This window comes from Sporomusa aerivorans, assembly GCF_041428895.1.
Taxonomy (GTDB): domain Bacteria; phylum Bacillota; class Negativicutes; order Sporomusales; family Sporomusaceae; genus Sporomusa; species Sporomusa aerivorans.
Genome location: NZ_CP156926.1, coordinates 4,727,042 through 4,751,787 on the forward strand (window position 1 = coordinate 4,727,042; position 24,746 = coordinate 4,751,787).

Genomic DNA, 24,746 nt, shown 5'->3' on the forward strand with positions numbered 1-24,746 from the left:
CGAAGTCATCGCGCCGTTGCGGTTACTGACCTTATTGTGGCGGCTTTTTGCCAAACCACTTCACGTAAATTTTTTCGTATTCGCCATTTTTCTTCAGTTCATCCAGAGCTTTGTTGATTTTGTCGGCCAATTCAGTGTTTTTCTTGGCGGTGGCGATACCATATTCTTCGGAAGTAAGCGGTTCGCCTACGATTTTAGCATCTTTGCCGCCAGCCTGGGCAATGTAATACTCATTAACAGGCAGGTCATTAACAACAGCGTCTACCCCGCCGGCTTTAAGCTCGATGAAAGCTTCCGGCGCAGTGTTAAATTCACGAATTTTAGCATCTTTAATTTTTTTGGCTTCATCAGCGCCGGTAGTACCGATCTGTACGGCAATGCGCTTGCCTTCCAGGTCCTTAAAGCTCTTTAACGTGTTATTGTCTGCTTTTACTACCATGGAAAGGCCGGACTTGTAGTACGGTTTGGAGAAGTTTACTTTTTGGGCGCGTTCCGGAGTAATCGTCATGGCAGAAATGGTAGCATCGATTTGGCCGCCTTCCAGCGCCGGAATCAGGCCATCAAAGCCCATGCCCTGTACCTCAACTTCTACACCCATTTGTTTACCGATCGCCTTAATTAAGTCCATGTCAAAACCAACATATTCTTTGGTTTTCTCATCCTGGAACTCAAACGGAGCAAATGCGGTATCAGAACCAACCTTGAGCGCTTTCGGCTTAGGCTGCTCGGCTGGTTTGGCCGGTTGCTGACCACAGCCGGCAAGTCCAACTACCATTACAAAAATAGCGAGAATCGAAAAAGCAATAAGTTTCTTGGACACGTATGTACCCCCCTCTAAAAATGATAAAACCTATGAAATAATTATACGGGGATGTGTATAATTAGACAAGTAGTTCAGGTGTGTATACATGAACAAGTTGCGTTTTGTACACACGGAGCGCATCAGGTCTATTCACAGGATACAAAATCATGAAAATGAATAGTTTTGTTTGCCAAACAGGTATTTTTTCCCTCAGCCGGCAGAAAGTTGATTTTTGGGGTGGAATAAGCAAAAGCCCGGGAAAGCCTCCCGGGCATTGTATCCGCAATCTATTCTAAAAAGTATTATTGCTCTTTTTTGGCGATAAAGCAGTCACGGCAATAAATAGGACGATCATTGCGAGGTTTAAATGGAACTTGCGTAGTTACGCCGCACTCGGCACATACGGCTTCATGCATTTCCCGTTGGGCAGTTTGCTGCGCTTCACCATCACGACCACGTCTTCTGGTGCCGCGGCACTCACGACAACGAGCAGGTTCATTTTCAAACCCTTTTTCTGCGTAAAACTCCTGCTCTCCTGCTGTGAAAACAAAGTCTTTTCCACAGTCCTTGCACTTAAGAGTTTTGTCCTGAAAAGCCATTAACGAAATCCCCTCACCTTATGAAATTAAAAACCACTGCTTAGCCGACCTGGTCTTTGACCCCACACTCGCCTGCTGGAAGGTTCGCTACTAGGAATTCAATCCCCTCACTACTGCTTCTCTCGATCAAAATATATGTAACAGTTTAACGGACCGGCAGGACTTACCTCTAAGCCGCACCATGCTCAGAGCCACTTTGGGCTCCTTACGTGGGTCGTTTCGCCTGCGACTGGCATCGACTTTCAACCACAGACCTAAGCAAACTGGTTCTTATCATAAATTATAAAATTCCATAAGGAAAAAAGCAAGCAGATATTTTCAGACGCTTTTGAAAGATTGGTGACATTTACTAATATCTCTTATTTGTATTTAAATGATACACTACACGATATCGTCAAGCCGGGTAACAAGACAGAAGCAATTTCGCCGTCCTCAACTTGCCGTTTAGCCAATACAGAATTTGTCATTATGCAAAACGCCGGGAATCCCTGAAAATTAGTTCAGTAAAGGTTTTTGCAGATTATCAGCGAAATTAAGAAGGGGGAGTTTAATCAGGGAGGAACACAATGAAGATCAGTTTATGCATGATAGTAAAAGATGAAGAGTATCTATTAGCGAAATGCTTAAAAGCCATACGTGCTCATGTTGATGAAATTATCCTTGTCGATACTGGTTCCACTGACAAAACAAAAGTCATAGCCCGGCAGTTTACTGACAAGATATATGATTTCCCCTGGTGCAATGATTTTGCCAGAGCAAGAAACTTTTCGCTTTTGCACGCCAATAATGATTGGATTCTTGTGCTAGATGCCGATGAAATCGTAACAAAGTTTGACCGGAATAGTCTTGCGCCACTGACCCAATCAACGGAAATGGCAGTAGGCAGAATAAAGCGGATAAACTATATAGAAAATAAGTGGGGCCCTGCCCGTCACACAGAACGAATAAGCCGGGTATTTAACAGACAATTGCTTCACTACGAAGGCATTATTCACGAGCAAATCGCTACTAAAAATAAAGGTAGTCTATATAAAACCATTCCTCTGGACATTACGGTCGACCATGTTGGCTATGCCAAAGAAGTTATAAATAAAACTGCCAAACTGGAACGGAATATCACTCTATTGACCCAAGCGATTGCCGCCTGTCCAGATGATCCGTACCTTCACTATCAGTTAGGAAAGTCCTATTATTTGGCTAAAGACTTCCGACTGGCATATACCAGTTTTTCGTCGGCCTTGTCCCTGCCGCTGGATCATGCTTACGAATACGTCCAGGATCTTGTCGAGAGCTTTGGCTATACTTTAATCAACAGTGAAAAGTATAGCGAGGCCCTTGAAATTGAAAAGTTTACCGTGTACTACCAGCACTCACCTGATTTCAATTTCCTCATGGGACTTATTTTTATGAATAATGCTTTATTTAGCCAGGCGGTAGAGAGTTTTCTAAAATGTATTGGTTCTGGGGAGGGCAAGATAAGAGGAGTCAATTCTTATTTGGCAAATTACAATATTGCAGTAATTTATGAACTGCTGGGCTATCACAAAGAAGCCAGAACGTATTATAAACACTGTGGCAACTATGCCCCGGCTAAAAAGCGATTGGCGGCAATAAAATAAAAACTAATGCAAAAACGGCATTACCACCAAAGGTAATGCCGCCTTTTTTTCCTTTTGGTTTTCATTGGTCGGCTCTGTTTCCAACTGTCGCCGCAGTTCTTTGTCCTCACATGCACGATAACGTTTAAAGGTTTCTTTGTCTATTGCCACGTGCAACCGATACAGCAGGTTTCTTCACAAGCCGAACCAATGCATGCGGATTGCCTGACGTACTGAGGAACAAACAGCTTGCGCATTTTTCCTGACACTCCCGCCCTGACAACTAAGCTCATACCGTGCTTTCAGATTAATTACGATTATATCAATACTTCAATATTTTCAGCATAAATATTGTTATTTTCCATTGTCTTGGCAATTTCATTATAAAAAGATGAACACACTATAAGTTGTTTTAGTCTTTGTCCCTTTAATATCTCCAAAGATTGAACCTTTATGTTCAAGCCGGGAATATAATTCCCCCATTTTTGCGAATCACCATCAACAACAACAATTTTAGCTTTTGCAAGTTGTCGATCTAAAGCCTGATTAAGAGTAATGACACCTGCACTTCCAGCACCCCATACGTATAACTTATCTAAGCTTTCGTCTTGTAATAGCTCATTAATCCGGTCTACATTCGCTTGAAACCGTGTATATTTTGCAGTAATATCTGACAAGAGAGAGCCAATATCTGATAGTGGTAGCTCTACCGGGGAGAAAATGGTATTTGTATCATGAACCAAAACAACTCTTAAGGCATCCTTCTCAATACTAAAATCAACAATTTTAAGCTTCAAGTTTTTGCACAATGTTCCAAAAAAATATATATTATAGAAAAAAAGATGTTGATGATGATATCCTTCAAAGTTAGGCACTTCGATAACTATTTTACCTGAGTCGCAAAGGCTCTTTTTCATTGCACTCAACAAACTGAAAGGGTCAGGTAGATGCTCAAACACATGCATTAAATAAAATCCATCAATAAGCTCATCCGCCAAAGTATTTTCGTTAAAGTAGCAATGCATAATTTTTATTCCTAAATTATCTGCTACTGCAGCTTGAGGTCCAGGTTCAATTCCCACTAAATGCTCATAACCTCTGTTTTTCAATTCCCGCAGTAAATAGCCTTCCGAACAGCCGACTTCTACTAATCGATCAGTTTGATTAAAATATTTTAATAATGTGTTTACCATTCCCTCATATTTGCTCGTACCAATCCCCTGTAAAGGCGAAATATATAGATAATTATCGTAAATAAATTTTAAATCCTCATCGGAAATCTTCTTAGAATTAAAACCTAGCAAGCAATTAGGACACAGCCTGGCTTCAAGCGGTAATACTTTTACGTTGTTAAGAATTTCAGCATTACACGCGGACAATATATTGGGCATATTAGCACTATAATACACCACAGTGTTCTCGTTTTTACAATAAGGACATTTCATTTGTCTCTTCCTCCAGTTAATCGACACATTCGATTAAGTTATTGGCAGCAAGTTTTTCAATAATCGGAAGCAATGCCTCTATAGGAATTCCAATAATATTGCTTATATCAATTAAATCATTTGTACCATCAGCATATGTTAAAAAGTTCATCATGTCTCGGACCATGTAGCCTGATTCTTTTGTGCTTAAATTCGGATATAAGCCCCTTTTACCAAGCTGAGGTTCACCAATGCATGCCACTTTGTATTTAGCATTGTTTTCTATAGCCTCAATACAGCTTCTTAATAATGCATAGCTATCGTATAGTGCTTCGGGCGTAATAAACTCCATATTATCAAGTGAAGTATGGTATTCCGGATATTCTCCATACTTGCTACGCATTATACTTACCACCGGTAAATCTGCACCTGGGCTACAATATTGCCGCTCATCACTGCCTCGTTGCAAAAATGAGTACTTGTTAAAGCTTGGGCATCTATGCTTCATAATATTTAAAGCAACTTTATCCGCCAAAGTATTACCATACCTGGATGGCATAAAAGAATACGCTCGGTTATCACCTACACAAGTTACGTTAAAGCCAGCAATTATATTTCGTTTCATAGTCTCTAAATTCTTGCTAAGGTATGTTAATGACCCGATAGTTTCGGGAATAAAAACTATCCTGTATGTATATTTACGTTTCTCTTTCAATAACCAATCTACCAATAAAGTAGTAACCGCAGGCCCGGATAATTCATTGTTAGCCATTGACGGATGACAAATATAAGTAGATAAAAAAATCTCCTTCTCTAAACTACCGGCAATTATAATTTCTCCGTACGTGAGTGAACCATCCATTAAATTACTATCAATAACTACTTGATACTTGCCATCTTGTAATTGGTTTCGTTTGTTTTGTGTTAAGCAAAAACCCCAGCGTTCGCTATAATAGGATGTAACATAAGGTATAGCATCCGGCATATCTTCAATTGAATATAAATGTGCTTGCAATTCTTCTAAACTGACATATTTATCTACGGGAGTAGAATAGCCAACAACATGCAAATTACTTTTCTGAAAATCAATTACTTTGATTCCTGCCTCATTCATTATGAATGCATCTCTAATATTCCATTCCTTAGGAACCGTCCAATCAAATACTTTGGTTCCACTTGGAACTTCAAAAATATTTATAGGGATAATTTGTTGAATAATTTTTAAAGATTCCCTAACTCCATTACCGGTAATGCTTCTACAAATAGGGTATAGCGCTTTTATTAATTGATACATCTTATAACCCATATAATCATCGCCATGTTGCTGCATACACAAAAATTCCTTCCTTAATTTATCTACTTGATTTTGAACTTAAAAAGAAATAAGGATCAGTATCAAGAAGTCTAATGCCAATCTCGAATAACTCTCTCGCACCAACTGTTAGAATCTTACCTTCGCCTAGGGAAACTGAACGCATTATATTGTTTTCAATCAAATAATTCTGCAAACGGTTAACATCAAGTTCTACTACACGGTCCAAATATCTAACAAAAAAAGTAGCGTAATCCTTCGTTGTTTGTTGTCCGTTTCTAGTTTTTCCCGTAAAATTTTTGATAAATCGATAAGGGACTCCATGTAACTGCTCAATGTGATGTAAATATGTGCATGAATGAAAGCTTGCACCAAAAAAAACTATCTTACCATTAGCTTTCCTTATTTTACCGAATATAGAATCATTATCAAAAGAATCTCTTCCTATATCCAAGAATGCGTCTTTACTAGCACCGCTGACCGCTACAGAAAAAATAGGATGCTTAGTCCGCAGTACTCCTGGCTGATTACGGAAGAACTCGGTCAGAATCCCAACGTCGGATGGAGTATTCAGAGGATCATAAATCTCGCCTTTACAAAAGCTGTAACTAAAAGTCGGCATAATTACAGTGCCTGTCTTACCGACAGCTTGTGACAAACATTCAACATGTGAATTAAGAAAGCTGTCCCTATCATAATTTGCAATTTTGCCAAAAACACTTATGTCAGAATGAACAAAAATAACATCCCCAGCATTAATCCCGGCGCTAGTCAGAGCCTTATTTATATCAGATGTATTAATAACACCAGAAGATGATTTATACATTGGTAGATTAACCATGCTATTCCTCCACGAGTTCTATAAGTCCAACGTCTTTTTTAAATAAAAAAGCAACACTTTTACCTTTGAATGCAATTGCCGGCGCTATATCGGCAATAACTATAAACTTATTTGTCGCTAGTTCTTTTAGATCCTTAGCTATGTCTTCTGAAATGTAGCAAATGTGATAAGGCGTATTTCCCACTTTATTAAGTACATTCTTTACTGGCGAATCATTACTTATTGGAGAAACTAATTCTATGCGATTCGTACCATTTCTCATGAAACACAAAGCAACTTTCCGGTCAATATCTTGAAAAACTTCAGATTCTACATCAAAACCTAATTTATTAAATTCGACTATTGATTTGGCTATGTCCGTAACCGCATAGCCAATATGATGCATGCGCATTAAACCACATCCTTAAGCCTCTTCCAATCTTGCATATCGACTTCTTTCCAAACAACCAGGTAGTTGAAATATATATTCTTTGTTTCCGTTATTTTCATATTTTATTTCATAACCAAGCCTATCAAACAAATCTTCAACTGGTTTATTCTTTGCGGTTAAATAGTAATGACTTATGATTGTCGTGAAACCTTCTTGATACATTTTCTGTTCAATATATTCAAGCAATTGATCTTCAATTTTTCTCCCCATAACCCGGCAACTCATCAAAAATGCATCTAATTCTGCAGAAGTTTCACCCTTTTTTATAATCATAACTACTACTTTACCATTATCACCATATTTGTCTTCAACTGAAGCTACAAAAACATAATGAGACTTGGAATTTATCAATTCAATTACCTCGTCCTCGGTATATCGTTTTGTTGTCAGATTGAATTGATTAGTTTTTTGAGTCAACTGCGCAATTCTTTCCGCATCATTTGGTTTGGCTAGCCATACCTTTATTATCGTATTTAATGATTTTAGATATTCTTCCATATTTACTGCTTTTTTTAATGCTTGAACTCGCTCACTGTTTTGTCGATACATATTCGTTTTATTTAAATCTTCCTGTACAATACTCACGGTAAAAAAATAATCCTGCCAAATATTTTGAGCAAATCGGCCGAGCTCTGTAGTATCTTGTGGAAAATCCGGTACCGCCACCTCTGGTAACAGTTCTTTTATTGCCTCTCTCTCAACAGGATTATCATCAATAAATACCAATGAATCAAGACCAATATTAAGTTCTTGAGAAATTTCCCTAATATTGTCTACTTTGTCCTTCCAGTTAACCTTAATGATTGCAAAATCTTCTTGTCTTAAAACCATGTATTCATTTGATTCAAATACTTCCCGAGCATCATCCCAATTATTTTTTGATACAATTCCTAACAAAATTCCCGTATCTTTAATCTCTTTCATTCTCAGCTGAAAATCTCTAAATTGTGCCCCCTCCTTGACAGGGGCAATTGCAATTTTACTGGCCCCTAATTCGCCAACTACCCCCCCCCATAAAGTATTATCTAAGTCCAGCAATAGGCACTTTTTGCGAATACTTGTGGCAGCAAAAATATGTTCCATCTTCTTTGCAATTAAAGTTTCTCCCGCTCCCGAATACTTGAAACCGCCAAGATACCATAATTTAGGGGAATAAAACTTTGTTCTGCCGAACTCGCTAATCAATTCCTTTAGTCTAAATACAAACATATTGGGATATGTTTTTTGCAATTCAAAAAGCATCTTTATCCATAATATTTCAATCTGCTTTTCGTCCGAAATTATTGTATATAGCCTAATACGGTATTCCAGATAATCAAGATCGCTGATATAAAAATTAATATTTGGATGACGCTCTATTATTTGTTGAAAAATTTCTTTAAATCTCAATATTTCAAGCGTACTTTCTTCGATCGTCTTACTATTCCCAAATAATTCTTGGGCATCCAGCAATACAAATGTATACGCTGGAGAAAAATTATAAAGATTAGAGTCTTGTTCTAATAACTCCTGTAACCACGCTCCATACCCCTCCGAAACGTAGACATTGGCCGATTTAGACACCTTACTAATTAACATGTCCACATTCACATTAGATAAAATAGCGATCTTCAAACGTTTCACTCCTTTAAATACTTTAGAAAATCACCAATTCTCTTAAGATTAGGAATGTCCCCATATGGTATTATAATCTCAAATTTCTCTTCCAACTCAGAAACCAGCCTTAAATGGGAAAAAGAGTCCCAGTTCCCAATTTCGTCTTTGCTAGTCTCTAATGTCAAGCCTTCTTTAGGAACATTCATGACTAAACTAAATAATTCTATAAACTGTTCCAACGATAATTCCTCCAAAATAAGTTTCATTCAAAACTCTCGCAAGCCGGACTTTCCAGCCCACCCCTATATCAGCTTCCAGCTAAGGGCCGTACCTCGCTTAACATCAGCCTTCACGGTTTTCCCCAGCACGATATCATAATACTTCGGGCTCAGGCCCAAGCCTGGCCGGATTGCCCGCATATTTTTTGCGGTGATTACATCACCGGCTTTCATATCTTCCACAATATACAGACTCCGCCTGAATTGCAGCGATTTTTTTTCCTGTTCACCAACCTCATAGCTAATCTGCCCCAGTGCCTGCCAGGCATTTCTCGTCTCCTGTACAAGCTGCGCCATTTCCGCCGGCTCCATCGAAAAAGCGGAATCCACACCGCCCTCGGCCCGCGAGGTGGTAAAATGCTTTTCGATTACGCTGGCCCCAAGCGCCACACTGGCGACGGCCACTCCTATCCCTAACGTATGGTCAGATAATCCAACTTCACAATTGAATAACTGCTTCATATGCGGAATTGTCAAGAGATTGGTTCCCTCCGGTGTAGACGGGTAACTACTTGTACATTTTAATAGCGCTAACTCCTTGCAGCCATTCTCTCGTGCTGTTCTAACAAGATCGTCTAATTCTGCAACGGTAGTCATACCTGTAGAGACAATCATCGGCTTACCTGTCTGCGCAACCTTTTTTATTAATGGCAAATCTATATTTTCAAAAGAAGCAATTTTATAGCACGGAACAGCTAACCCTTCCAGAAAATCAACAGCAGTTGCGTCAAACGGTGTACTGAATCCCATAATACCTAATTCTTTGCAGCGTTTGAAGATAGGCGCGTGCCATTCCCACGGCGTATATGCTTTTTGATACAGATTATATAACGAATTCCCTTCCCATAAGCTGTTTTTATCTGCAATAAAAAATTCTCTTTCAGCGATATTCAAAGTCATCGTATCCGCTGTATAGGTTTGCAACTTTATCGCATCTACCCCGGCCTTTGCTGCTAATTCAACAATTTCTAAGGCTCTGACCAAAGATTGATTATGATTGCCTGACATTTCTGCAATTATCATTGGTCGATGATGTATATTAAACACGTACATTTCTCCATCTACTCAATTTCAATTTTCTCATAAGAAAATTTTCCTTTAGTATTTTGCCATTTATCACGCAAAATACCCATGCGAACAATGTCATAAAACTTGCCATTTTTACATATGTGCTGTTTAAGAGTGCCCTCAATCTCCGATCCAAATCTCTGATGGATATGAATGACCCCTTCGTTAAAAGTAAACACCTCACACCAAAGCTTATTTTGACCTAATGTTTCAAATACATAGTCATACATGTTACACTCTAAAATCTTGCCAAGTCCTCTCCCACGGAAAGAAATATCAGCGATATAATATGCCCAACAGCAACGCAGATTAACATAATCAATATCTACCAGATTAATAACCCCGATTTCTGTCCCATCTACCTCAATTAACCAATACCTTACAGATGGATCGCTTTGAATCTTCTCAAACCATTTTTGCTGATCCTCCAAGGTTAGTTTAGGATCGGTATACATATATTGGGTTACTGAAGGCATCATCCGCCATTCAAGTACTTTCTGCAGAGCCCCTTCGTGCATTCTCTTTAGTTTAACACTCATCGCAAGTCCTCCTCGTTTCTTACTTAATCCTATTGATTACATTTTTCAAGCATAAATTACAAAATAATAGCTGCATTTGTTTTTGCATTCTTTTTATTGCACTTTTATTACCCAACAATTCTTTACAACTCTCTATTAAACGCTCCATATCAATATTTTCTGTTTTACCTATATACTTAATAATTCCCAATTTATTGCAATCATCACTAATCTGTACCTGGTTTTCAGCAATAGCGATCACAATTGACGGCAACCCCAAGAAGCACCGCTCCCAAGTTGTCGCGCCGCCGGCACCGATGGCTAAATCTGCTTCATTCATGAGTTCTGCCATATTGTTGACCTGACAAAAATACTGCATGTTATCATGCTGCAGGCAATACGCTTCAATACTTTTCTGATTTTTGTTACTCGCACCAACAACTATATTTACCTGAATATCATTTCGCTGTAAAGATTCCAACGCTTTCAGTGCCTTCATTGTCTCATTCGTCAAATCACTCCCGCCGAAAAAGACGAGAATGTTTTTAATATTCCCGTCCCGGTTACGCATTGTTTTTCGTGCTTCATAAAATTCCTCACGCAATAATGCATAGTGCGGTCCTAGCAGAAGCTGGCAATGGGTTGGCACAAGGCCTGTATAGCGATTATCCATATCACAGCAATAATTCTGATCCAATAATATGTCGCAATTATGCTTTCGATTCGCCAAATCATCAATTACCATAATTTTGTTCACACAGGGACGAACTATATTTTCCCACATTTCATCTAAAGCATAGCTGTCAATAATCAAACAATCTACCGTTAATCCTTGCAAAAGCTTCTTGGTTTGACCGGCATCAACGGACTGCTTGACTGTCAGCCAGTTCTCATACCCGGCCAGTTCTTCAGTAGACGCAGTTTTTGGCAGTAGAAATAAACGATAGCCATTTTTTTCAATTAAATGATTCAAATTTCCCTCTAAATCACGGGAAACAAATCCAATCTCGGCCTGCTTTTCTTTTTTCAATTGTCCCGCCAAAGTTAAGCAGCGCATCAAGTGTCCACTGCCGATTTGTGCGGATGAATCCACACGAAAAACAATCATAACTACCTCCTGCTTATCATTGCCTGATATTTTATTTCAGCAATCTCCCAGTCATCTATAGTGTCTATATCTTGTACTTCCATTTCGTCCAAAAGGCATGGAATTGTAGCTTCTGGAACTAGTGTAAATTTATCTTCAAAAACATTGGTTTTCACAAAATAAAATTGTCCCGCATCATGATAAAACGGTTCTAAATCCTGTGATCTTGTCTTTATATACTCCGGCCATTTATACGCTAAATTATTATTTTTTATAAAAAAACACCTTTGCGGCGGATAAGAAAATTTCACAACCGGAACTAAGGCATCTGCACCGGCCGCCTGGAGGCTGGTAAACGCAGCCTGTAGCTTACCGGCAGTCACAAAGGGGGCTGTCGGATAGATACAACACAGCCAGGTAAATGACTTGCCTATGTCTTTGTATTCAGCCAGCACTTCCCGCAGCACATCTGCTGTTACCGCATAATCATCCGACGTTTTCTCACTACGATAAAAAGGGACTTTAGCACCATAAGAAATGGCAATTTCAGCAATTTCCTGATCATCGGTCGATACCATAACTTCTTCAAATAAATTACTCTCTAATGCAGCTTGTATAGAATAGGCAATAATCGGTTTGCCGCAAAATTCTTTGATATTCTTTCTCGGTATACGTTTACTGCCGCCGCGTGCAGTTATAATCGCGATACTGCTCATTTCAAAACCTCTTTCAAGGCTTTTACCACCTGATCTTGTTGTTCATCAGTTAAACCATAATAAAGCGGCAAGGTAAATACCTCTTTATAATATTGCTCACTATTCGGAAAATCTCCAGCATTAAAGCCAAGCTGCCGATAGTATGGCTGCGTATGTACAGGAATATAATGCAGATTCAACGCTATTTCCTTTTCTCGCATCTTAGCAAAAATTTCTTGCTTAGATAATCTAACTTTCGTCAAGTCCAACCTTACTACATAAATATGCCAGGCTGAGTTTGCAGCCAAATCCTGATAAGGCAGTTTCAGCGGCAAGCCTTGTAATAGCCGGTTATAGCGGTCTGCCAAATACCTGCGCCGGACAACAAATTCATCCAGCCGGTCCATCTGGCTATAGCCTAACGCCGCCTGCAGGTCAGTCATCCGGTAATTAAAGCCCAGGGCAAGTTGCTGGTAATACCAGGGGCCGTCTGATGCTCCTTGCAATAAGGCTTCGTCCCTGGTAATACCATGGCTGCGGTATAGCAGCAACTTCTTATACAAGGCTTCCTGATTGGTTACAACCATGCCGCCCTCACCGGTAGTGATGATTTTTACCGGATGAAAACTGAATACCGTCATGTCGGAATACCGGCATGAACCGACTTTAGCGCCCTGATAGCCGGCGCCGATGGCATGGGAAGCATCTTCGATAACCAGAAAACCGTATTGCTTCGCCAGGGCATGGATCTGTTCCATCTCACAGGACTGGCCGGAAAAATGCACCGGGATCACAGCCTTGGGCCTAACCTCTGCCTTGGCTAATTTTTCCGCAAGCTTATACGCACTTAGGTTATAGGTATCGTTATCGATATCCACAAAGTCTACATCTGCCCCGCAGTAGCGCCCGCAGTTCGCCGAGGCCACAAAGGTATTGGGGCTTGTCCAGAGGACATCGCCGGTTTTAAGCCCGGCTGCCAGGCAGGCGATATGCAGCGCCGCCGTGGCATTGGTCACCGCTACGGCATATTTCGCGCCACAGTAAGCGGCCACACGTTGTTCAAACTTCTCGATAGTAGGGCCCTGGGTAAGGAAATCGGATTGGAGAACAGCAATCACGGCCTGGATATCCTGCTGATTTACATGCTGCTTGCCGTAGAATATCATAAATTATTCATCTCTCTTAATTCTGCTGTTGTCAAGAAATGAGGATTTGTCCCCGAATTATACTCAAATCCGTCTACTACCGGCTTCCCCGTTTCCCCTATCGCATTTTTCGTATAATCAGTGTCATGAGCAAAATTAATACTCGGTTGAATGACATAATGGTCTGCAAATTCCAGTGTCTCATAGTAAGAATCGGACGGACACATAATTTCATGTAATTTTTCTCCTGGGCGAATACCGATAATTTTTGTTCGCACGCCCGGCGCAATTGCTTCTGCTAAATCCATAATACGCATGGAAGGGATCTTGGGGACAAAGGTTTCCCCCCCCTGCATCCGGGCAAAGCTTTTCAGGACAAAATCCACACCGTCCTCTAATTTGAGCCAGAAGCGGGTCATACGTACATCGGTGATTGGCAGCTCTGTGGCACCTTGTCTGATAAGATTTTTGAAGAAAGGCACCACCGAACCGCGTGAGCCGACCACGTTGCCATAGCGCACCACAGCAAATCTTGTCGGACGGTCGCCTACCAGATTATTGGCAGCCGTAAATAATTTGTCCGAGCAAAGTTTGGTGGCCCCATACAGGTTAATAGGGTTGGCGGCCTTATCGGTAGACAGGGCAATCACTTTTTTTACGCCGCAGGTTATCGCCGCATTGATAACATTCTGCGCGCCATTGACATTGGTCTTAATACATTCCATGGGATTGTATTCTGCGGCCGGCACCTGTTTTAAGGCAGCGGCATGCACCACATAATCCAAGCCGTACATAGCTTGTTCTAATCGGTATTCATCCCGTACATCACCAATAAAATAGCGCATGCAGGACTGATTAAAGCTCTGCTGCATTTCAAACTGCTTCAATTCATCCCGGGAAAACACAATGACCTTTTTCGGATTATATTTTTTCAATAAAATTTCAATAAATTTCCTGCCAAACGAGCCTGTACCACCCGTAACTAAAATTGATTTATTATTAAACATCCAATCACTCCAGCATTGTTCAATTTATTGTACTTGTCCATATTCGACGTTAACTGTTATCTCCTTAGCCAGCGTCTTAAACGAAGGAATAATTTCATACAGAAGTACATCACTTAATTTGACACGATCCTGACTTTCTATAGCTTCTTGCAGCATGAGGATTTGCTTTAACAGGTTTTGTTTTACAAACTCAAACTGGTATGCATTGTAATACCAGCTCTGATTATCACCAATAGTATTTAAACTGTCAATAATGAATTGTAATCCTTCCGTTAACTGGGAAAACTTATCCCAAGTATTTTGGCTTACTCCCTGATAAAATTCATCTACCATTTTATCTATCTCTGGAATCACCCTAACTAAGTATTCTTGAATGGAGCTAAGAGTATTATCCATTAATTCCTTAAGAGTTTTAACATTTATAACAATTATTTTGATATCTTCGATATGATCCATTATATATTGATCATATCCGGAATATAGTTCCACACCGTCTATTTCAAAGCTGCTAGGACTAGTATTAGACTGAGCCAGTAGTTGCTGAACCTGATCAAATATAGTTCCAATCGCAATAATCTGATTCTCGCATTCGAACACTTTATCCAATATTTTAATCTGCATGCTCATACTCCCATTCTAAAAAATAAGGCGGGTTCACCAACCGCCCCTTTTACGCGGCAAAAGCATTAGAAAAACAAAACAAGTACAATTATATAAGTCCGTTTTCTTGCAGCATTGCCAGAAGTTCTTGGCGACTGACATAACTTTTTTGAATGGCCTTTTTAACCCCAGAATAGAGATCTCTCTTTGTAAAAACATATTAGGAATGCCAACCATATCAGATAGTTCAAAGGCATCTTTGGCTTCTTCGATTTGTCATCAATTCTTCATACATCTTTTCGCCTGAGCTCAAGCACCTTCTTGGATCTCAATATAGTCTGCATTAATACTTAACTTATTGGTAGTTTCTTTAATAACAACTGCATTAAACGCTGCTACAATAGCATTCTGTGTGCTGATAATATTGGTTTTCACAGCTTCATACGGATTGTACTCACAAGCCGGTACATATTTCATGGCCGCCATGCCGCCAATAATCAGTATTTTTTGCCTGTAAAAAAATACTGATTATACCACCTCTCCAACTCTTTCTGCTTTAATTATTTGTCATTCCGCTACTGCCGATTTAAACTGTTGCCTTTTTTCCGTCAATATTTCCTGCGCGTTGCCGTACTCCTTGTTGATCACATCAACACTATTGGCAATCATGAACATCAGGTTGTACTGCAGGAAACAATTTCGTTTAACATTCTCCAGCGTCAATTCATTGCCCAGCCTTTTTACCTCCATAATTGTCGGCACAATAATAGGCGTGAAGTAGTCGCCTGCCGAACCAGCTTCACCAATCTGCCTAATAATCTTATCTCCCCGCTGCAGCTTGCGTACTGCTGTTATTAATTCTTCTTCGCTTGATTCTTCGCTCAGGCTCTTATCCACCTCTGAAAGCCGCTTCATATGTTCGACTGTATTCTTTTGGATTTTTCGCAATATGCCCAAGTCTTTGTTCAGAGACCTAAGGAGTTTTTCATATTTCTTCAGGCTGGCGCCTTCCCCCGGTCTTTGATCAGGCAGGCAGTCTATCAGCCGTTTGCCGACAGGCTCCTGGCAATAGCGATCAATAGCCTCTCTCAGCGTCATTAGGGTCGTCCCTTTGATATACGCCCCCCCCTCGGTGGCATCAACGACCTTCAAATCGCGGTTTTGGGCAATATTAAGCTCATACCATTCCTTGAACATTTTGAACACATAACTTGATTGCAGGAGATTACCCTCATAATCCTCCACATATATCCCTGTCGTGGAATCCCGTTCATCATTAGCACCTTCATGCTCTGTATGGGTCAGATCACTATGCTTTTTACCGCTGGTATAGGCCAGATCCTGACCAATCAGAATAATGGGATTGCAGCCAGCCGCTCTTGCTACCCCAAAAGCTACAGTGGCACAAGAACTCCCCTGACCGAGAAACTTAAAATTTTCGCAGGCAGACATCCATAACTGTTCAAAACCGCCATTATTACGTGACATAATGATGGTTTTCCCGGGATATTCTTCATAAATGGCCGGCCATAACGAACCAGGTCCTAAGAGTACCAAATCCTCCGGGAAGGTTCTGTCCTTATAATAAAACGAATAGGTGGGCTCCACCCGTTCAATACTGGCAATGGCATCAGGCCGCACCCCATGCCGGTCGCAGGCTCTCATACTGGCATCACAGGCAATGATCAAGGCTTTGCCATTGGCCTCTTTTAGATACTCAATATTTTTGTCCAGCGACGGCCCGGAAGCTACAATGATGGCAGGCACATTGGTATATTTATCTTTTATATCCTCAATGGAATTACTGCTCATAATGGCTTCTGTATTGCGGCACATATTGTCAAAACCGATAAACTTATCCTCCAAATCGTTGCCTAATGCAATAAATGTATTATTCAGGAGTGTGGTAATCTGCTTGAACACAGCTTGATTTTCTTTTGCATATACATAATAATTGGGCAACATCAATACCTGCAGATTATGTACCAGAGTATAATAATTCAATCCACCTAAATAGGCGTTCATTTTACCAAGCTGTTCTTGATCGCCAAACAGTAACAGAAACTGCCCTTTCTTGAAAAGGTCTGAAACATCAAAATTGCCCAGCACATATTTTACCACATCAACATTGTGTTCAATAACGATAACCTTGCTGCCGGAGGAGATGCGCTGCTTTAGCTCCCTGAGGTGCAAGCCCAGACCCAGGCCGTACACCACGAACAAGCAATCCTTATTTGCCGGTGCCTGCTTGACAATTCGCTCTGCCTCGCCTGCCGGATCATAACTGCTATGCAGCAAATACCGGTTATTATCATGGCAAAAATAAATATCCCGGCTACCACTGGCGGCAATTTCTTCGGCTATCCCGTCCCCAATTTCTTCAAAATTTAGCGGCAACAGTTCATTCAAGAGAAATGGGGCGCTGCTACCGATGGCTTCTATGTTTTTCTGCAATATTTTTGTTATCATGGATTGATTACTCCTTTTTTTTGTTGGTTCATTGCTCATCTCAAAAGTCTTTACGCAAAAGGCTAAAAACTTTTAAAATCAAAAATGGACAAGCAACTATTTATAATTCAACCATAATACTATAAAATGGCTGACCATTACGATCAGCCATTTTATTCATTATTTCATTTACCTCAATTTCTGCAATTACCGGAGTAATTGCAGAACGCCTTGCGGCTGTTGATTGGCTTGTGCCAACATAGCTTGGGCGGCTTGGTTGAGGATATTGTTTTTCTGGAAAGTAGTCATTTCTTTAGCCATGTCTACGTCGCGGATACGGGACTCAGCTGCAGTCAGGTTTTCCGAAGAAGTTCCGAGGTTGTTAATGGTATGCTCCAATCTGTTTTGGAGAGCACCCAGCTTGGAACGCTCTGTGGAAACTCTTTCCAATGCACTGTTTACCAAGAAGATGGCACCGTCTGCTTTCTTCTGATCAGTAAGATCAAGAGCATCACCATTTGTATCCCGCACACCGATTTCTTGGGAACTCATATTTTTAATGCCAATTTGCAGGTTTTGACCAGAATTTGCACCAATTTGGGCAATAGCCGCACTATTACCATTTTCAGCCTTTTCAACCGCTTTTACTGAAATTGTTATGCTATCGCCAGCCTTAAGCTTATCAGCACCAGCTACACTGATAGTAATAGTAACCGCAGACGTTGCACCAGTACTCGTTACCAGTTTAGTAGCTGAAATTGTGATCGTACCACTAGACATAGCACTAATGAACACCTTGCCAGAAGCAATCTTCCCTAGAACTGTAGAAGCCGAAAACTTAAATGCAGTAGTTCCACTGTCTTTTCCATCTACAACATTAATATGAATAACATCACTAGCACTGAGAAGAAGTTCCGTGTTGCTGATAGCACTGATTGTCAACTTTACACTACCATTAGCAAACGTTGACTCTAAACTCATCGAACCTTTAACTAGGTCAGTAGCACCCTTCAAATCGCCATTCAGCAGTTTCTTGGTATTGAACTCAGTGGTGTTAGCAATTCGGTCAATTTCTGCAGTCAACTGCTTCATTTCGTCTTGCAGAGCTTTTCTGTCAGTAGTGGTATTGGTATCAGTCGAAGCCTGTACAGCCAGTTCCCGCATCCGTTGAAGAATGCTGTGAGTCTCGTTCAGACCGCCTTCAGCAGTTTGAATCAGGGAGATGGAGTCTTGGGCGTTACGGGAAGCTTGATCCAAGCCGCGGATCTGACCGCGCATTTTTTCGGAGATGGCCAAACCGGCTGCATCATCGCCGGCGCGGTTGATGCGAAGGCCTGAAGATAATTTCTCTAATGAGTTAGAAGTAGCCTTTTCATTAGTACCCATTTGACGCAGGGTGTTCAGAGCTGACATGTTGTGATTAATAATCATGGTGATTTTTTCCTCCTTGATATTTATGCTCAGGCGTCCATGCCCGGCTTGTTTTTATTCAGTTCTTACCCGCTGCCCGGCCGGTTCAGTGGGTATAAGCTACTGAATTGATCACTAATTATATCGGGAAAGTTAGCGGGGAACTTAAGTCGTTTATTAGAATTTTATTTAAAAATTTATTGGTTATTTATTTAGAAATCCAGAGGCTGAAAACCAGCCGATATGCAATTTTGATAGTTACATTGAAAAAGGAACGGCGGGATTGAATTTATCCACGCCGTTCCTCCTGGTAAATAGCCGTAATTTATTTGCAGCCCCGTCAGCTGTTCCGGTCCATGAAAGATCCTGAAAAAGTTGCCATTTGCTCATACGCCTGGGAAACCTGCTGGCTACGCTGAGCGTTGTTATACAGACGCTGTAAACAGACAGCAATCACACCGTTCTGTGTTCTGATAGACTGTAGTAATTCCTGTCCTTCTGAGGTTGCTTTATAGCCATCCTCAGGAGCCGCTTCGATAAGTTTTTGCAGCTTGTCACGTTGACTCAACAGTTCTATGACAAGATCCCAGTCATTTTTGTGAATAAATTTGGCAATCTCCTGCGTCAAAAGCGCATAGTTCTGCCAAAGATCCCTGGCTTTTTTTTTCTCTTCTGTCATAACGGTCACTTCCTACCTGGCCGCAGCCCGCTGGGTTCTGGCCAGTTTCATAGCCTGAACCCAGGTGTCACGCAGTTCAGTTAGCAGGCTTTTAGCCTCTGCCAACTGATTTTTATCCTTTTTAATATTAGCTTGAACTAACCGGTACTCTATATAGTCATACAGCTTAAAATACCCTTGCGATATTTCGTACTGCATGTCTAAAGTACACATAAATTCGCGGACAATATCCTGCGCCCGCTGGTTAGCATTACTTGACTTTTCAATATCTCCCTGTTCCAAAGACAGTATACTCTCTGCAACAAAGCGAATGGCCCCATTGTACAGCATCAGCGTCAATTCTTCGGGAGATGCCGTCATAATCTGCTGGTTTTTATAAGTGTTAGCAGTGTTTGCAGCATTCATAAAGTTAGCCCTCCTGCTTTCTAGTCGGTTACGCACTTTAACCTAACTGCTGCGTCAACCAGTTGCTTTGCTGCGTAATCTTATTTAAAGCCACTTCCATGGCATCAAATTGTTTATAGTAGCGAGTTTCCATATCCTGCAGCCGACTGTTAAGAGCCGTCATCTGCTTACTATAATCATTTATCATTTTAGCCAGGGTGCTTTTAGTGTCATCTTTCGTCGTAGCGCTAAAGCCGGCTTCTGTGGTAATCTCATCCATAGCGCCTTTGAGGCTATCGTACATTCTGACGGCAACGCCTTGCTGACTGCTTTTGTCACCGGTCGTGGCAAACAGTTTATTCACCACATCCGGCTCTGCCTCTAATGCTTTTTTCAATTTGGTTTCATCAATATATAGTTTACCATTTTCAAGATAATCTTCCCCGGTGGTGATACCTATGGAGGCCAAAGATTTATAATCTCCTGATAATCCCGCGATGGGACTGGCAATATCATTACGTACTTTACTGACTAAATTCCTGAGAATAGGATCATTGCGCAGCATGCCGCTTTTAGCCTTTTCTTCCCACGTTTTAATATCCGATTCACTCATGGCTGATTTTTGGTCGGAAGTCAGCGGTAAGAAATCTTTGTAACGTTTTTCCGAAATTTCACCGTTCAATTTGCTCAAAAGATTATTATACGCATCCACAAACGCCTTAACATTGGCAATAGCCTTATCATTGTCAGGTTTAATGGCAACAGTGGTGGTACCTTCGCCTTTAAGCTCATAAGTGACGCCGGAAATGGTAAACGTATTGCTGCTCTTTTGTAACGGCGCAGCTTCCGTACCTACACCGTCCAAGGAAAACTTGGCATCTGACCCGGCATAGCTGGCAGTTCCAGTCGTTGTCTCTGGTTGAATGTTTAAGACATCTTTTAAAAATGTCAAACCGTCCGCATTGCTGCTTGTAAAGTCTATTTTCGCAGTTGAGCCGGTATTTTTGCTGTACAGAAAAAATCTGCCAAGTGTTGCGTCATAGTTGGCTTGAACATCAATTCCAGCAGTGTTTATCTGACTTACTAAATCATTCAGACTACCATCTTTATTTACCGTTATTTCCTTACTGGATTTGCCATCAGAAATATTCAACACAATATCCCCGCTTGGCAAAGCTGCGCCAAACTGGTCAGTTAGAGTTGCTTTGTAGTCACTAAGCTGCGCGCTACTGGATAAAGTTACCCCCTGGGCCAGCTTGTACACGGTGACGGTGTGATTTACATTTGTTGCCTCTGCATTAGCAGTTGCTTTTACAATTGATTCATTCTGCGATGAGACCGTCCTGGGAGCCACAGTGTTGCTTAGTTTATAGTTAAAAACAGTGTTGCGGAACTCGTTGACAGCCGTATACATGGTGTTAAAGTCAGCTTTTTTCCATTCAAGCTGAGTTTGCTTTTGCGCTAGTGAATCATATCTTGTCCGTTGCGCTTTCATTAAGTCTTTGACCATTTGGTCTACGTCAATCCCTGACCCGCTGAGACCGTAAGTGCGCAATCCCATAGTAATCCCTCCCTGGATTCATTTTTATACTTTCTTGTCAAGCAATATGCCAACATACTCCCGGATGGCCGCAAGGGTATCCAAGAGTTGGTGCGGTGGAAATTCTTTTAAGACTTTGTTGTCTTTTATATCAACAAGCTGCACCATTAACCGCTGAGTTTCCTCATGCAAAGAAAATTTGAGATTGGCGTGTAACAACTGCATAATTTTATTCATATCACCAGTTGTTTTCTCGATTTCCGCTTTGGACATCTCCCGTTCTTCAGTACTCATCCTTTTGTTGTTTTCAGAAACTGACTCAGCCCCTGCAGCCTTTATATCCGTATTCTCTGCACTACCAACCACTTTGGTTGGGGTGTAAGTCGTTGAGATATTTACAAAAGAATCGCCGGCATTAATTTCCACTCTAACCACCTCGTCAATATTTGCTATTCTATAAATATTATCGGATAAAATAGTTAAACCCTTAGAATTTTTTTGAAATTAATTCGTAAGAGAGATAAAAAAACGAGGTCAAGGCAATCTTATTCCTTTTAATATATCCAGCTTATTTAAATCTCCGGATTGAGCAGACTGTTTGTTCGCGGCAACAATGGTCTCATATATTTCGCCCCGGTATATTTTTATATCTTTTGGTGCTTCAATGGCGACCCGGATGCTATCACCTTTTATATCGACAATCGTCAAGACAACATTATCCCCAATCACGATCTGTTCACCAATTTTACGGGTAAGTGCCAGCAAGTTACTTACCCCCTTCACGTGTATAGTCAGGCAACCCTTGCGGAAAGAGCCGGTGCCGCACGGTATACGCGGTTTTTTCCAAAACGATTTGCATAGCCTTGCGACTATTCCAGTTGATAAGGATAGGAGCTAAAAGATTGGCTGTCATCTCATCGGTTTTCTCCGGAATACGGACAATATTAAATATTCTTGGCGTATTATCGTCAGACAACCCCAGTTCCGCGACAATACCTTCATCAAGGTTAAAACTGTACTCTTTGAAAAAGGTAAATGGTTCTACGATTACAAAGGTTAGATTGGGTTCAACTGTGGATTGCAAAAAAGCAAAGGGACTATCAGGCTGTAAAGGCAGAAACGCAAACGTTTTTTCGTCCGGAAAGCCGGGCAAAGCATGCGTAAAATGGATGATGTCGCTATCATCAATATCCAATTCGCCAAAACGAGCAGATTGTATTAACATGAACAGCCTCCTAGCACTCTATAGATGATATGCAAGTGTTGGACAGAGATGTCGCTCTGCCCAACACTTAATAAATATGCACTGCGTGTATAAAACTATTTTTGATAACTTTATGTATGAACATCAAGCGAGTTATCTGTTATCCACATTTTTAGACTCGGATACTGAGCCATTCGGATGTTGATCTGGGCCGGCTGGTAATTCATATTTAATGTGCCCCGCACAAAATCATAGCGAAGAGAACCAGGTGACGGGTTAAAAACCGGCTGATGAGCGGTATAGTGGATGTCCGGCGGTGCCAGCCATGACCAGACCACTTCCGGCGCCGGCTGCATTGTGGACTCGGCTGACATGACAACCGGGGCATCTTCGCCGGATTCAATTTGCGCCATACGGTTGCCTTCTTCCGCTATGCGGCCGATAGCTTCCAGGGCTGCCTGCCGCCCAAGATCTGCGCAGTCCCGCGAAAATTGACTGCTTGTCTTTATGCCGTATGAGGCACGAAAAGGATCCCAGTCGATTTCCAGTTCACCTTTGGGCTGCGAAATTTCGACAGTTGCCGGTTCGGTGTCGATCACAAGCTCGGGACGGGTAGTAGTCATATTCATCTCGGCCCGGGTGGTGGTTATATCGATTTTTGCATATTGTCGGGAGATATTTAGTACAAGCATCAGAGCGCCCCCTGCCCGATATACAAGAATAAGAAGATTGCCACGCTGCGCTCGCAATGACAGTCATCACGTAGAACTTAATTCAGGAAATCCGCCAAACTGGGCGGCATAAGCTTGGCACCGATCGCCAAAGCAGTACGGTATACGCTTTCACTGGTTTTATATTCAACCAAAGCTTTGGGAATGTCAAGATCTTCATTTGCCGCCACATCACCAGTAATAATGACATTATTCTTTTCCAGAAGAGCTTCAGCCTGAGTATACATGGACATGCGCGCCCCAATCTCGGTCTGGGCTTGGAGAAGATGGTTGTGGGCATTATCCACCATATAAAGACCTACTTTGGAGAGCCATTCCAAATCCCTGCCGCCTGCTGAAATAGGCAGTGTGTAGGTGTCGCCGGACTTGTTATCAGTATCTGCAGCCAGTGTATACACAACTGGATTGGCTGAACCCAAGCCCTTCGAATCGGTCAGTGTGACAATGCCGCCGCTGACACTAATTTTAGGGGGAATTGCATCACTGCTCTCCCAGGTAACCCCTCCATCAATGGAGTATGACACTTTAGTCGGCAGTCCGCCGGTAATCTCATCAAATCTCAAGATAAATGCATTATGTTCTTCTGTTGAAGATTTTGTGATATCGCCACCCACAGGATTGCTCTTGGTCAAAGCTTGCACATCCGCGGGATTTGTGGACGGATCGCTTATACCCTGTAAAACGTTCTTTATCTTGATCAGATTATTCAAAATCTCAACGGTTTTCACATCTTGACCATTTTCCGAGACTACATTTAAGGGGCCAAAAGCTTGTTCGCCAGTAAGATTTACACTGTCCTGCGTTGGCGTTACGCTACCGTCCTGGGTACGCATGGAAATTTTATTGTTATCTCCTGTGTATACAACGGCCTCAGTCTGTGTCCCGTCAGGGTTTGTTACCATTCTGCGCTGAAGCGGCTGCACTTTGTCATTCTGCCCGGCAAATACATAACGATCACCGATCTTGGTATTGCCAATCTGCACCATTTGATTGATAACCCCATCTAATTCCTGAGCTATCGCATCCAGGGCCATATCCGGATTGGGAGAAACGGCTTTTACCACCAGCTCTTTGGCTCTGATAGTAAGAGAGCTTAGATCACTCATAGCACTATCGGTGGTTTCCATCCAGGACAGAGCATCTTTAACATGCTGTGTATACTGTTCATTGCCTCGCAGGCTTATATTGAAGCGCAGGCTTCTGACAGCTTTGACCGGATCATCGGATGGGCGGTGGATGGCCTTGCCATCTGACAGTTTTTCCTGCAAATCGGTTTGCCGTCCAAGGGATTTGTTAAGACTGGACATGAAATTGTAAGTCAGCATATTTGTACTTACTCGCATATATTAG

At 41.4% G+C, this 24,746-nt stretch carries 27 protein-coding genes; 1 reads left to right on the plus strand and 26 read right to left on the minus strand.

Translation table 11 applies throughout. The features are described from left to right. Nucleotides 1-31: 31 nt before the first annotated feature. Nucleotides 32-820 carry a basic amino acid ABC transporter substrate-binding protein gene (locus SATMO3_RS22800; RefSeq protein WP_371372059.1) on the minus strand — a complete coding sequence of 263 codons (789 nt, stop codon included), beginning with the start codon at nucleotides 818-820 and terminating at the stop codon, nucleotides 32-34. A 284-nt stretch (nucleotides 821-1,104) separates the two neighbouring features. Continuing rightward, nucleotides 1,105-1,401, minus strand: a complete 297-nt coding sequence (locus SATMO3_RS22805) for a zinc-ribbon domain containing protein (protein WP_371372060.1) — start codon at nucleotides 1,399-1,401, stop codon at nucleotides 1,105-1,107. Between the two features lie 566 nt (nucleotides 1,402-1,967). Here SATMO3_RS22805 and SATMO3_RS22810 point away from each other — a divergent pair. Next, on the plus strand, nucleotides 1,968-3,020 hold the full coding sequence (locus tag SATMO3_RS22810; RefSeq protein ID WP_371372061.1) for a glycosyltransferase: 1,053 nt from the start codon (nucleotides 1,968-1,970) through the stop codon (nucleotides 3,018-3,020). A 296-nt stretch (nucleotides 3,021-3,316) separates the two neighbouring features. On the opposite strand, the gene SATMO3_RS22815 is transcribed toward SATMO3_RS22810, so the two are convergent. From SATMO3_RS22815 to flgL, 24 genes are all read right to left on the minus strand, one after another. Further along, on the minus strand, nucleotides 3,317-4,444 hold the full coding sequence (locus SATMO3_RS22815; protein ID WP_371372062.1) for a class I SAM-dependent methyltransferase: 1,128 nt from the start codon (nucleotides 4,442-4,444) through the stop codon (nucleotides 3,317-3,319). A gap of 16 nt (nucleotides 4,445-4,460) precedes the next feature. Beyond that, nucleotides 4,461-5,753 (minus strand): DUF4910 domain-containing protein, encoded by a 1,293-nt coding sequence (locus tag SATMO3_RS22820; RefSeq protein ID WP_371372063.1) that lies wholly within the window; start codon nucleotides 5,751-5,753, stop codon nucleotides 4,461-4,463. A gap of 22 nt (nucleotides 5,754-5,775) precedes the next feature. After that, complete coding sequence (locus SATMO3_RS22825) at nucleotides 5,776-6,576, minus strand: AAC(3) family N-acetyltransferase (protein WP_371372064.1); 801 nt, start codon at nucleotides 6,574-6,576, stop codon at nucleotides 5,776-5,778. A gap of 1 nt (nucleotide 6,577) precedes the next feature. Next, nucleotides 6,578-6,967, minus strand: a complete 390-nt coding sequence (locus SATMO3_RS22830) for a VOC family protein (protein WP_371372065.1) — start codon at nucleotides 6,965-6,967, stop codon at nucleotides 6,578-6,580. 12 nt (nucleotides 6,968-6,979) lie between these two features. After that, complete coding sequence (locus tag SATMO3_RS22835; protein ID WP_371372066.1) at nucleotides 6,980-8,620, minus strand: HAD-IIIC family phosphatase; 1,641 nt, start codon at nucleotides 8,618-8,620, stop codon at nucleotides 6,980-6,982. Between the two features lie 5 nt (nucleotides 8,621-8,625). Next, nucleotides 8,626-8,841 (minus strand): acyl carrier protein, encoded by a 216-nt coding sequence (locus tag SATMO3_RS22840; protein ID WP_371372067.1) that lies wholly within the window; start codon nucleotides 8,839-8,841, stop codon nucleotides 8,626-8,628. Between the two features lie 63 nt (nucleotides 8,842-8,904). Then, entirely contained in the window at nucleotides 8,905-9,903 is a 999-nt protein-coding gene (gene pseI, locus SATMO3_RS22845) for a pseudaminic acid synthase (RefSeq protein ID WP_371381773.1), read from the minus strand. A gap of 38 nt (nucleotides 9,904-9,941) precedes the next feature. Further along, complete coding sequence (gene pseH / locus SATMO3_RS22850; protein WP_371372068.1) at nucleotides 9,942-10,487, minus strand: UDP-4-amino-4,6-dideoxy-N-acetyl-beta-L-altrosamine N-acetyltransferase; 546 nt, start codon at nucleotides 10,485-10,487, stop codon at nucleotides 9,942-9,944. A 19-nt stretch (nucleotides 10,488-10,506) separates the two neighbouring features. Continuing rightward, complete coding sequence (gene pseG / locus SATMO3_RS22855) at nucleotides 10,507-11,574, minus strand: UDP-2,4-diacetamido-2,4,6-trideoxy-beta-L-altropyranose hydrolase (protein WP_371372069.1); 1,068 nt, start codon at nucleotides 11,572-11,574, stop codon at nucleotides 10,507-10,509. A 2-nt stretch (nucleotides 11,575-11,576) separates the two neighbouring features. After that, entirely contained in the window at nucleotides 11,577-12,269 is a 693-nt protein-coding gene (gene pseF, locus SATMO3_RS22860) for a pseudaminic acid cytidylyltransferase (protein ID WP_371372070.1), read from the minus strand. Beyond that, nucleotides 12,266-13,414: a UDP-4-amino-4,6-dideoxy-N-acetyl-beta-L-altrosamine transaminase gene (gene pseC / locus SATMO3_RS22865; protein ID WP_371372071.1), complete on the minus strand. Its 1,149-nt coding sequence runs from the start codon at nucleotides 13,412-13,414 to the stop codon at nucleotides 12,266-12,268. The genes pseF and pseC overlap by 4 nt, the downstream gene beginning before the upstream one ends. Next, a complete protein-coding gene (gene pseB / locus SATMO3_RS22870) occupies nucleotides 13,411-14,400 on the minus strand; it encodes a UDP-N-acetylglucosamine 4,6-dehydratase (inverting) (protein WP_371372072.1) in 990 nt (329 codons plus the stop codon). The genes pseC and pseB overlap by 4 nt, the downstream gene beginning before the upstream one ends. Before the next feature lie 24 nt (nucleotides 14,401-14,424). Further along, complete coding sequence (locus SATMO3_RS22875; RefSeq protein WP_371372073.1) at nucleotides 14,425-15,021, minus strand: hypothetical protein; 597 nt, start codon at nucleotides 15,019-15,021, stop codon at nucleotides 14,425-14,427. Between the two features lie 288 nt (nucleotides 15,022-15,309). Beyond that, nucleotides 15,310-15,504 (minus strand): polysaccharide biosynthesis protein, encoded by a 195-nt coding sequence (locus tag SATMO3_RS22880; RefSeq protein WP_371381774.1) that lies wholly within the window; start codon nucleotides 15,502-15,504, stop codon nucleotides 15,310-15,312. 63 nt (nucleotides 15,505-15,567) lie between these two features. Continuing rightward, nucleotides 15,568-17,469, minus strand: a complete 1,902-nt coding sequence (locus tag SATMO3_RS22885; protein ID WP_371372074.1) for a motility associated factor glycosyltransferase family protein — start codon at nucleotides 17,467-17,469, stop codon at nucleotides 15,568-15,570. 186 nt (nucleotides 17,470-17,655) lie between these two features. Continuing rightward, entirely contained in the window at nucleotides 17,656-18,879 is a 1,224-nt protein-coding gene (locus SATMO3_RS22890) for a flagellin (protein ID WP_371372075.1), read from the minus strand. Nucleotides 18,880-19,198: 319 nt separating this feature from the next. Next, entirely contained in the window at nucleotides 19,199-19,537 is a 339-nt protein-coding gene (locus tag SATMO3_RS22895) for a hypothetical protein (RefSeq protein ID WP_371372076.1), read from the minus strand. Nucleotides 19,538-19,549: 12 nt separating this feature from the next. Further along, nucleotides 19,550-19,942, minus strand: a complete 393-nt coding sequence (gene fliS / locus SATMO3_RS22900) for a flagellar export chaperone FliS (protein ID WP_371372077.1) — start codon at nucleotides 19,940-19,942, stop codon at nucleotides 19,550-19,552. A gap of 37 nt (nucleotides 19,943-19,979) precedes the next feature. After that, nucleotides 19,980-21,482 (minus strand): flagellar filament capping protein FliD, encoded by a 1,503-nt coding sequence (gene fliD / locus SATMO3_RS22905; protein ID WP_371372078.1) that lies wholly within the window; start codon nucleotides 21,480-21,482, stop codon nucleotides 19,980-19,982. 24 nt (nucleotides 21,483-21,506) lie between these two features. Then, nucleotides 21,507-21,887, minus strand: a complete 381-nt coding sequence (locus tag SATMO3_RS22910; protein ID WP_371372079.1) for a flagellar protein FlaG — start codon at nucleotides 21,885-21,887, stop codon at nucleotides 21,507-21,509. A gap of 108 nt (nucleotides 21,888-21,995) precedes the next feature. After that, nucleotides 21,996-22,226: a carbon storage regulator CsrA gene (gene csrA, locus SATMO3_RS22915; protein ID WP_371372080.1), complete on the minus strand. Its 231-nt coding sequence runs from the start codon at nucleotides 22,224-22,226 to the stop codon at nucleotides 21,996-21,998. Nucleotide 22,227: 1 nt separating this feature from the next. Then, nucleotides 22,228-22,686, minus strand: coding sequence for a flagellar assembly protein FliW (gene fliW / locus SATMO3_RS22920; protein ID WP_371372081.1), 459 nt, complete (start codon nucleotides 22,684-22,686; stop codon nucleotides 22,228-22,230). Between the two features lie 110 nt (nucleotides 22,687-22,796). Then, nucleotides 22,797-23,357, minus strand: a complete 561-nt coding sequence (locus SATMO3_RS22925) for a DUF6470 family protein (protein ID WP_371372082.1) — start codon at nucleotides 23,355-23,357, stop codon at nucleotides 22,797-22,799. A 77-nt stretch (nucleotides 23,358-23,434) separates the two neighbouring features. After that, the gene (gene flgL / locus SATMO3_RS22930; protein ID WP_371372083.1) at nucleotides 23,435-24,739 is read right to left on the minus strand and encodes a flagellar hook-associated protein FlgL; all 1,305 of its coding nucleotides are present in this window, start codon (nucleotides 24,737-24,739) and stop codon (nucleotides 23,435-23,437) included. Nucleotides 24,740-24,746: the final 7 nt, after the last annotated feature.

Coding starts and splice junctions, on each gene's coding strand:
- SATMO3_RS22805 (WP_371372060.1), bottom strand. CDS start 1,401: ATGGCTTTTCAGGACAAAACTCTTAAGTGCAAGGACTGTGGAAAAGAC.
- SATMO3_RS22810 (WP_371372061.1), top strand. CDS start 1,968: ATGAAGATCAGTTTATGCATGATAGTAAAAGATGAAGAGTATCTATTA.
- SATMO3_RS22815 (WP_371372062.1), bottom strand. CDS start 4,444: ATGAAATGTCCTTATTGTAAAAACGAGAACACTGTGGTGTATTATAGT.
- SATMO3_RS22820 (WP_371372063.1), bottom strand. CDS start 5,753: ATGCAGCAACATGGCGATGATTATATGGGTTATAAGATGTATCAATTA.
- SATMO3_RS22825 (WP_371372064.1), bottom strand. CDS start 6,576: ATGGTTAATCTACCAATGTATAAATCATCTTCTGGTGTTATTAATACA.
- SATMO3_RS22830 (WP_371372065.1), bottom strand. CDS start 6,967: ATGCGCATGCATCATATTGGCTATGCGGTTACGGACATAGCCAAATCA.
- pseI (WP_371381773.1), bottom strand. CDS start 9,903: ATGATAATTGCAGAAATGTCAGGCAATCATAATCAATCTTTGGTCAGA.
- pseH (WP_371372068.1), bottom strand. CDS start 10,487: ATGAGTGTTAAACTAAAGAGAATGCACGAAGGGGCTCTGCAGAAAGTA.
- pseG (WP_371372069.1), bottom strand. CDS start 11,574: ATGATTGTTTTTCGTGTGGATTCATCCGCACAAATCGGCAGTGGACAC.
- pseF (WP_371372070.1), bottom strand. CDS start 12,269: ATGAGCAGTATCGCGATTATAACTGCACGCGGCGGCAGTAAACGTATA.
- pseC (WP_371372071.1), bottom strand. CDS start 13,414: ATGATATTCTACGGCAAGCAGCATGTAAATCAGCAGGATATCCAGGCC.
- pseB (WP_371372072.1), bottom strand. CDS start 14,400: ATGTTTAATAATAAATCAATTTTAGTTACGGGTGGTACAGGCTCGTTT.
- SATMO3_RS22875 (WP_371372073.1), bottom strand. CDS start 15,021: ATGCAGATTAAAATATTGGATAAAGTGTTCGAATGCGAGAATCAGATT.
- SATMO3_RS22885 (WP_371372074.1), bottom strand. CDS start 17,469: ATGATAACAAAAATATTGCAGAAAAACATAGAAGCCATCGGTAGCAGC.
- SATMO3_RS22890 (WP_371372075.1), bottom strand. CDS start 18,879: ATGATTATTAATCACAACATGTCAGCTCTGAACACCCTGCGTCAAATG.
- SATMO3_RS22895 (WP_371372076.1), bottom strand. CDS start 19,537: ATGACAGAAGAGAAAAAAAAAGCCAGGGATCTTTGGCAGAACTATGCG.
- fliS (WP_371372077.1), bottom strand. CDS start 19,942: ATGAATGCTGCAAACACTGCTAACACTTATAAAAACCAGCAGATTATG.
- fliD (WP_371372078.1), bottom strand. CDS start 21,482: ATGGGATTGCGCACTTACGGTCTCAGCGGGTCAGGGATTGACGTAGAC.
- fliW (WP_371372081.1), bottom strand. CDS start 22,686: ATGTTAATACAATCTGCTCGTTTTGGCGAATTGGATATTGATGATAGC.
- SATMO3_RS22925 (WP_371372082.1), bottom strand. CDS start 23,357: ATGCTTGTACTAAATATCTCCCGACAATATGCAAAAATCGATATAACC.
- flgL (WP_371372083.1), bottom strand. CDS start 24,739: ATGCGAGTAAGTACAAATATGCTGACTTACAATTTCATGTCCAGTCTT.